The sequence below is a fragment of the Protofrankia sp. CiP1_Cm_nod2 genome (genome assembly GCF_920664355.1).
Taxonomy (GTDB): domain Bacteria; phylum Actinomycetota; class Actinomycetes; order Frankiales; family Frankiaceae; genus Protofrankia.
Map to the genome: position 1 here is coordinate 838 of NZ_CAKKTL010000227.1, position 7,920 is coordinate 8,757.

The window sequence follows — 7,920 nt, forward strand, 5'->3', positions numbered from 1 at the left end:
AGGCCTCATCCACCACGCCCCGTAGCCTAACCGTCCGATCACAGTAAAGATCCAAAGACAGATTAACAGGAGAACTTATTTAATTCCTGCTTCATAGTGCGCTGGACGGACCGCAACGTCACCGAATACCGGTATGCCTACGACGCCTCCGGCCGGTGCGTGGCCACGGTGGGCAGCGGCGGCTGCCTGACCGGCCAGCTGCGGTACGACACCGAGGTGAGAGGAGAAGTCGTGAGACGGAGCACTCTCGCGCTTCGGCCGCAGCCGTCGCTCCTGGTGGAAACAGCAAGATCGCGGCGTCGGTTGCTCTCGGCCGGTCGCGTCGCGGCGGATCCCGCTGGAACAGGTGCCCGCTTACAAGCAGCGGCACAGCCGTAAGCGGAGGTAGCCGCGTCCTCAAGGACTGGGGCAGCCGTGGCCTCCGTCGAACCGGGGCGGTTCATTCGGTGACGGACGGCTATCGGGCGAGGTGGATCAGGGTGGTGGGGTGGCTGCGGCCGGGTGGGGCGGCGAAGAGCTGGTCGGGTTCCAGGCTGAAGCCGTGTTCGTGGGCCGCCGTGTTCGGTTGTGGGCGATGTGCGGTCTACGGCTGGTTCGCTTTGGTGGACCTTGGCGATCTTGCTTGTGTGGTGCGTGATCGAGGGTAACTTCATCGCCGTGAACTACAATGGACTGTAGTTCGGGCGAGAGGAGTAGGCGTGGCGGGGGGTGGGTTCGTCGGGCGGTCCGCGGAGCTTGCTCGGCTTGAGGCGTTGCTCGGGCGGGTGGGGGAGGCGCGGCGGGACCTGCCGGGGGTGGCGGTGCTGCTGCGGGGCCGGCGCCGGGTCGGCAAGTCGCGGCTGGTGGAGGTGTTCTGTGAGCGGGCACACGTCCCGTTCGTGTTCTTCCAGGCGAGTCAGGGCGCCGATCCCGCCGCCGAGCGGGCGGCGTTCGCCGCGGCAGTGGCCGAGTCCGACCTTCCCGGTCGGGATCTCTTCGAGTCCGGCACGGTTCTGCCGACCTGGGCGGCGTCGTTCCGTCAGCTGGCCGCGGCGTTGCCCGCCGACACACCGGGCATCGTGGTCATCGACGAGATGCCGTGGCTGATCGAAACCGACCCGGCGCTGGAAGGGGCGCTGCAGACGGCCTGGGACACGCAGCTCTCGCGCAAGCCGGTCCTCCTGATCCTGATCGGTTCGGACCTGGCGATGATGGAGCGTCTCGACGACTACCGGCGGCCCTTCCACCAGCGGGGCACGGTGATGGTGCTGCCACCGCTGAATCCGGCCGAAGTCGGCGCCATGGTCGGCCTGCCGGCTGCCGGAGCCATCGACGCGTACCTGGTTACCGGCGGCCTGCCGCTGATATGCCAGGAATGGGGGTCCGGCCAGTCGGTCGAGAGCTTCCTCGCTGTCTCGCTCGCCGACCCGACGTCCGCGCTGCTGGTCTCGGGAGAACGGTCACTCGCCGCCGAGTTCCCAGGGTATATCCAGGCCCGCACGGTGCTGGCCGCTATCGGTAACGGCGAACGTACGTGGAGCGGCGTTCGCGCGGCGGCGTCCGCCGGAGCCGAGCCGATGGCGGCGAGTTCGCTGACGAGCGCACTGCGCCTGCTCGAAGCCAAACGTGTGGTTGCTGTCGACACCCCGCTTTCGACCAGGCCGGCCGAGAAGGAGCGCCGTTATCGGGTGGCCGACCCATATCTGCGCTTCTATCTCGCCTATCTCGCAGCCGGCCTGCCGCTCGTGGAACGGGGGCGAGGGGATCTGCTGCTGCGGCGGGTTAAACGATCTTGGTATGCCTGGCGTGGCCGGGCGGTGGAACCGCTGGTTCGGGAGGCCCTGCTGCGTATGGCGCCGGAACTCGGCTGGCCCGAGGTGGAGGCCGTCGGTGGCTGGTGGAACCGGCAGAACAACCCCGAGATCGACGTGGTCGGCGCTGACCGGGCGGGGGCTGCGAACCGGATAATTTTTGCCGGCAGTATCAAATGGCAGTCGACGCAGCCGTTCGACCAGCACGACTATGCCGCGCTGGTGCGTGATGTCACCGCGGTGCCGGGCTTTGACACGTCGACCGAACTTCTCGCCATCAGCCGGACGGGTGCTGCCGCCGGTGTTCCCGCCCGTTCCATCGGCCCAGAAGATCTTCTGGCAGCGTGGAGATCTCTCCCGCGGAACGGGCACCCCGCGTAGGCAGCCGCGTCCCCGAGGACTGGAGCAGCCGTGGTCTCCGTCGAACCGGGGCCATTCATTCTCAGTGACGGACGGCTACCGGGCGAGGTGGATCAGGGTGGTGGTGCGGGCGGTGGCGAGGTGGCCGCGGCCGGGTGGGGCGGCGAAGAACTGGTCGGGTTCCAGTTTGAAGCCGTGTTCGCGTGCCACCACGGGTGAGGTGGGGGTGAGCAGCAGCCGGGCACCGCTGGTCATGACCTCGCTGACGACACGGGCGAGGGAGCGGCGCTGGCCGGTGAGGATCGGCGCGGCGTCACCGCAGAGCACGAGCGCGTGCCGGCCGAGCGCGCCGGGGCTGGCGATGTCCTGCAGCAGGGTGGGGCCGTCGGCGAAGCTGACCTGCGTCGGCACCAGCGTGATCTGATCACAGTCGTCGACGACCACCGCGTATCGCCCGTCACCGAACGCCTCGGCGGCGGCCCGCAGGTCGGTGTCCTTGAGGACGGTCCCGGTGACGACCCGGACACCGCCGTCGTCCCCGATGAGGCTGGGCAGCGGTGAGCGGGGCGGGGCGATGACCAGGACGCCGACACCGGCCCGCCGCAGCCCGCGGGTGACGACCGCCGCCGCGGTCGTGCGTCCGGAGCCGGCCGGGCCGGAGACGAGCAGCAGGTGCGGCCCGGCGTCGAAGAAGTCCATGCCCACGACGTCCACGTCCGGGCCGCCCACACCGAGCGGCAGCCAGGTGCCCGACGGAGCCGGGTCGGGCAGCCGGAGCTCGTCGACGGCGACGTGGGCCGGCAGCGGGGGGAACGGGCGCGGCAGCCCGGCCGCCGTGTGCTGGCCGGCTGTCACGGGCGGGCCGACGACGGGTGGCCCCGCTGCGGGCGGTCCCGCCACGGCTGGCCCCGGCATGGCCGGCCGCACCGTGACCGGCCCGGTCACGGCGGCCGTGGCCAGGCCCGCCGCGGACAGCCGGGTGGTCACCTGGCCGATGAGGGTGCCGGCATCGACGGACGGGCGGCAGATCTGGATCTGGGCCCCGCTCGCGGCGTCCGCGGCCCGGCCGGGTACGGCCGGCGGGCTGGCCGCCCCCGACGGCAGATGCGCCCGGCGCAGCTCCTCCTTGCCGAACGGCAGGAGCAGCCGGTGGGTGAACAGCGTCGCCACCTTGCTGGTGAGCAGCTCCTGGCCGCCGAGCGGCACGACATGCACACCCAGCGGCGGCCCGGCGACGATCGTCTCGCGCAGCACGGTCAGCAGCGACGTCTCCAGGAAGGTGGGGTCGCCGCGGTTCTCGAACTGCTCCCAGCCGTCGACGATGACGACGATCCACGGATCCCGCCGCCCGGCGGCCGTCACACCGCCGCCCGACCGTCCGATCTGACGTCGGGCGACCTCGTCGCGCAGCCAGGTGACGAACCGGCGGATCCGGTCGGGCTCACCGCCGGCGATCACCGCGCCGCAGTGCGGCAGCTCCGCGTAGGCGGCCAGCCCCGCCGGCTGGTGTTCGATGACGTACACCTGCGCCTCGTCCGGCCGTAGGCGGGACGCCAGGCTGGTGATCAGCGTGCGGGCCAGCGTCGTACGGCCCTGCTGCGGCCCGCCAGCGGCCAGCAGCCGGTCGCTGCCGGCCAGATCGAGCACGGCCGGCGGCTGGGCCTGGGCGTCAGGGGAGTCGACCAGACCGTACGGGACGGCCGTCGCGGCCGGTTCGCCGTCGCCCCAGGCCGCCGCAAGATCGTCCAGGGTCAGGTCCGCGGGCAGCGGCGGCAGCAGCGGCCGGAACGGCGCCGGGCGGCCCAGCTGACGCGCGGCGGCCTCGACCGCGCGGAGGGTCAGCGTCTGGTCGGTGGCCGCGCCGCCGTGGTCGGCCCGCTCCTCGGGCCGGGCGGTGCCGAGCGTGGCCCAGCCCACGATCCGGATCCGGGCGGGCGGGGCGCCACCGGCGGGCGGCGGGTCGCCCAGGTAGCCGGACTGGAACAGGCGCGGGGTGCGGGTCTCGTCCTTCGTGCACAGGATCATGCCGCGGCCCCGCAGCCGGCCCGGGATGGCCGCGGCGTCCGATACGCCCAGGACCTCGACGCTGTCGGCCGGCTCGTTCTGCCGGAGCGTGATCCGCAGGTCGATGTTGTTCTTCAGCTCGGCCGACAGCTTGCCCTGCAGCGACTGGGTGGCCAGCACCAGGTGCATACCGAGCGACCTGCCCTTGGCCGCGACGTTGACCAGCGCTCGCAGGAAGTCCGGGGACGTCTCCAGGACGCGCGCGAACTCGTCGAAGATCATCACAAGCCGGGGCAGGGCGGGCAGCCCGGGTGCGCAACGCCGGGCGGCCCAGTATTCGTCGATCTCCCCGCCGTACCGGGCGAGCAGGGACTCCCGGCGGCGCACCTCCGCACGCACCGAGGCGAGCACCCGCTCGGCGGCGGCCTCGTCGAAGACGTCCGCCGCGGTCTCGCCGGTGGAGCGGATGAGCCCGACGACGTGCGGGCAGCGTTCGAACGGCAGGAACGCGCTGCCGCCCTTGAAGTCGACGAGAACGAGGTTCAGCTCGTCGGGGGCGTTGGCCAGCAGCAGGGAGGTGACGAGCGTCTGCAGCAGGATGCTCTTGCCCGCGCCGGTGGCACCGCCGAGCATCGTGTGCGGCCCCTGCCCGGCGAGGTCGACGGTGACCGTCCCGTCCGCGTCCGCGCCGAGCGGCACCTGTGTGGTCGGCCCCGGCTGGTCCGCCCACAGGGCGAGCACGTCGTCCGCGGACGCCACACCCACGCCGACGAGGTCGAGGAAACGCACCGGATAGGGGATGGCCGATTCGGCGCTGCCCAGTGACAGCCGGTCACGAAGCGGCGCGACGGCGCGGGCGAGCCGTTCGGCGTCGTCCGGGCTGGTGCCCTCGGCGCGGCCGACGCTGACCCGCTCGCCGCGATTGTGGGTGAGCTGGACGGCGCCGGCGTCGTCGACCTGGCACTCGGCGCGGCACTCGTTCATCCCGTGCCGGTCGACGGCGATCACGTACACGCCGACTTCCGGGCCGTCCCGCAGGATCGCCTTCATGCCCGGCAGGTTGCGCAGCGCGAGCGCGCCGTCGAGCAGGACGACGACGTCCTCGGCGAAACGGACGTTGCCGGCGCCCCGGCGTTCGGCGGACCGGATGGTGATCAGATCCCGGAGTTCGGCGATGCGGCTGCTCCGGGTCTGTTCGGTGTTGCCGACCCAGCAGGGCACGGGGCCCGCGCTGTCGGCGGCGACGTGCGGCAGCCAGGTGGCCCACGCCAGGTGGTTACGGCTGCCGGACGTGATCAGGACGATCCGGAGGTCGTCGGGGCTGCGGAGCACGCCGAGCTGGACAAGCAGCCAGCGGGCCAGGCCGTCGGCCGGCCCGTCCGCTCCGGTGACACCGAGGACACCCACGGTCCGCAGATCGACGGTCAGCGGCACGCCGTGCAGGGTGGGCTCCTCGAAACCGGCCCACCGTTGGCCGCGCAGGTCGATCGACGCGGCCTCGCTGACGATGCCCACCCGCAGCCGCAGGCCGTCGGGGGAGTCCGCGTTGCGTGGCCACAGCCGGCGGTCGGCTCCGGTCGCGGCGAGCGTGAGGTCCAGCCGGTCGGGCGCCTGCGCGCGGCGGATCTTCTCCTCGGCCGCCACGAGAGCGGTGATCCTGTCCAGCGTGGCCGCCTTCTCGGCCTCGAAGCGTCGGTCGTCGGCTGCTCGTTGCCCGCGGGCCACCAGCTGGGTGCCGAGAACGCTGACGGGACCGAGCAGACACATCAGCAGGACGAGAGGGTTATGCAGGACCACGAAGAGGACCGCGCCGGCGACGAGGGGCAACAGGGCGGGGATCCACAGGGCGCCCCGGGATGCGGTGTGCCGGGACGGGGCCGATGGCAGCGTTAGCTCGGTGCGGCTGACGGTGGGTGTCGGCGCGAAGGCCCGGTCGAAGTCGAGACGGCCGTCCTGGCCGCGCGTGGTCTGCAGCGGGGTCCGCGGCAGTGGCACCCACTCCATACGGTCGGTACCGGTCTCGAGGACGGCACCGGCCGGGAGGGGAACCGGGCCGGTCACGAGCGCACCGTCGATCAGGGTGCCGTTGCTCGAGCCGAGGTCCTCGACGGTGGCCGTGGCGTCCGAGGACACCGTGAGTGCCGCGTGCCGGCGGGAGACCTCGTCGCAGCCGAGCGCGGCCTGGGTCTGCGGATCCCGTCCCAGCAGGTGGCGGCCTGGCGCGAGCCACACGACCAGGCCCGCGTCGTGACCGTCCCACACCCGCAGCGCACCGGCGACACCAGGTTGGACGGCGCGCGGCCAGGGGCCCGCAGCGCCGATACCGATCGTCGCGCCATGCACCAGGGGGCTTTCGGCAACGCTCCCGGCGCGGTCGAGCGGCTGGTCGCCGACGAAGCAGCGGCGGCCGTCGACCAGCAGCGGCAGCGTGTCGAGCACGGAACCGACCTCGGTCTCGGGAGCGGCCGATATCTCGACGTCGCGCCGGGTATCCGCGTCGGGGCCGTGCACACTCAGTCTGAGGATCATCTCCTGCTTCGCTCCCGTGCGCGTTCCACACCACCATCAGGCGGCATCACCGCCGATGTCCCCGTCGCACCTTTCACAAAATAATCCAGTCACAACCGGGCAGGGCTCTCCTGTGGGCTACCGTGGGGTTTACGGTGGCATAAACTTGATGATGTGGCGACCATGATGCGGGTGAGTCCCGCGACCAGGGAGCGGGTGCTCCGGGCCGAGGTGCGCACCGTCCTGGCCCAGATGATCGACCTCTGATGGGACGCCCGGAGCGCGGCCGCCGATCCGCGGAAACCTCGGAAGAGGTGGGGCGGGGGCTGTCAGGCAACCGATAGTGACGTGGCTCAATTGGTCGTGGGAATGTGCTCTGCGAAGCAGGGTGGCCCGCCGGCGGTATGACGACCGAGCGGCTCGTCACCTGTCGGCGGCATCGACACCGGGCATACAGCAACGGGGGAGCGATGAGCATTGTCTCCAGGCCGGAGATCCCATCTTCCGAGCGGGATGCCACTTCGCGGGATGTGACCTCATTTCCGTCCCGTGACCTGGCAGCGCTGCGTTTCCGCGAGCGGTTGGGAGGCTGTTTCTCGACCAGGGTGACCGACGACTTCCGGGCCGGGTTCGCCCAGGGCCGCCGCGCGCGGACGTCGATCCGTATCGACCTCACGGTCGACTTCGACGACGCCGACGCGCTGCTGCGTGACCCCAGCACACCGGCCCGCCCGTCGGGGCGTGCGTGGGTGCCGGTCCTGTCGAGCGCGCCGCTGACGATCGAGGGCGGCGAGTGCGTCCTGAACGAGCCCGACCCCGACCAGGTCGAGACCTGGCACGCGCGGTACCGGCTGGTACTCGTCGCCGACGACGGCGGACGATACGTCCTCGACGGTTTCAAGGAGCTGCACGATCATCCGGGGCTCGACGCGTGGTCCGACACGGCCATCCTCAACCTGACGCTGCGTACGGACGACGGGCGGACGCTCGGGGCGGGCCGTGCCCGGGCCGCGTGGCCTGGCCCGCTGCGGGCGCTTCGCCTGGGCCGGGGGCCCTGGGCGCCATGGGCGCCATGGGCGATCGAGGTGCGCGGTGTCGCCGACGCCGGCCGCCGCCGGGAGTACGAGCTGGCCGCCCTGAAGCTGCTCACCAGGCACCTGCGGCGGATCTACGGCGGCCCGCTGGACGAGGCCCGGCGCTTCCCCGCCGGCACCGGCCGCCGGCCGGCCGCCCCCGGGCGGCGGGCGCTGCGCCTGCC

Annotated in this window: 2 protein-coding genes and 1 pseudogene; 2 read left to right on the top strand and 1 reads right to left on the bottom strand. The window is 72.1% G+C overall.

Features of this window, described 5'->3' with window-relative positions; translation table 11 throughout:
* Positions 1–698: 698 nt before the first annotated feature.
* Positions 699–2,171, top strand: coding sequence for an ATP-binding protein (locus NBW84_RS19875; protein ID WP_250286337.1), 1,473 nt, complete (start codon positions 699–701; stop codon positions 2,169–2,171).
* A gap of 75 nt (positions 2,172–2,246) precedes the next feature.
* On the opposite strand, the gene NBW84_RS19880 is transcribed toward NBW84_RS19875, so the two are convergent.
* Entirely contained in the window at positions 2,247–6,683 is a 4,437-nt protein-coding gene (locus NBW84_RS19880) for an FtsK/SpoIIIE domain-containing protein (protein WP_250286340.1), read from the bottom strand.
* 509 nt (positions 6,684–7,192) lie between these two features.
* Here NBW84_RS19880 and NBW84_RS19885 point away from each other — a divergent pair.
* A pseudogene (locus NBW84_RS19885) lies at positions 7,193–7,920 on the top strand (hypothetical protein); the annotation flags it as partial.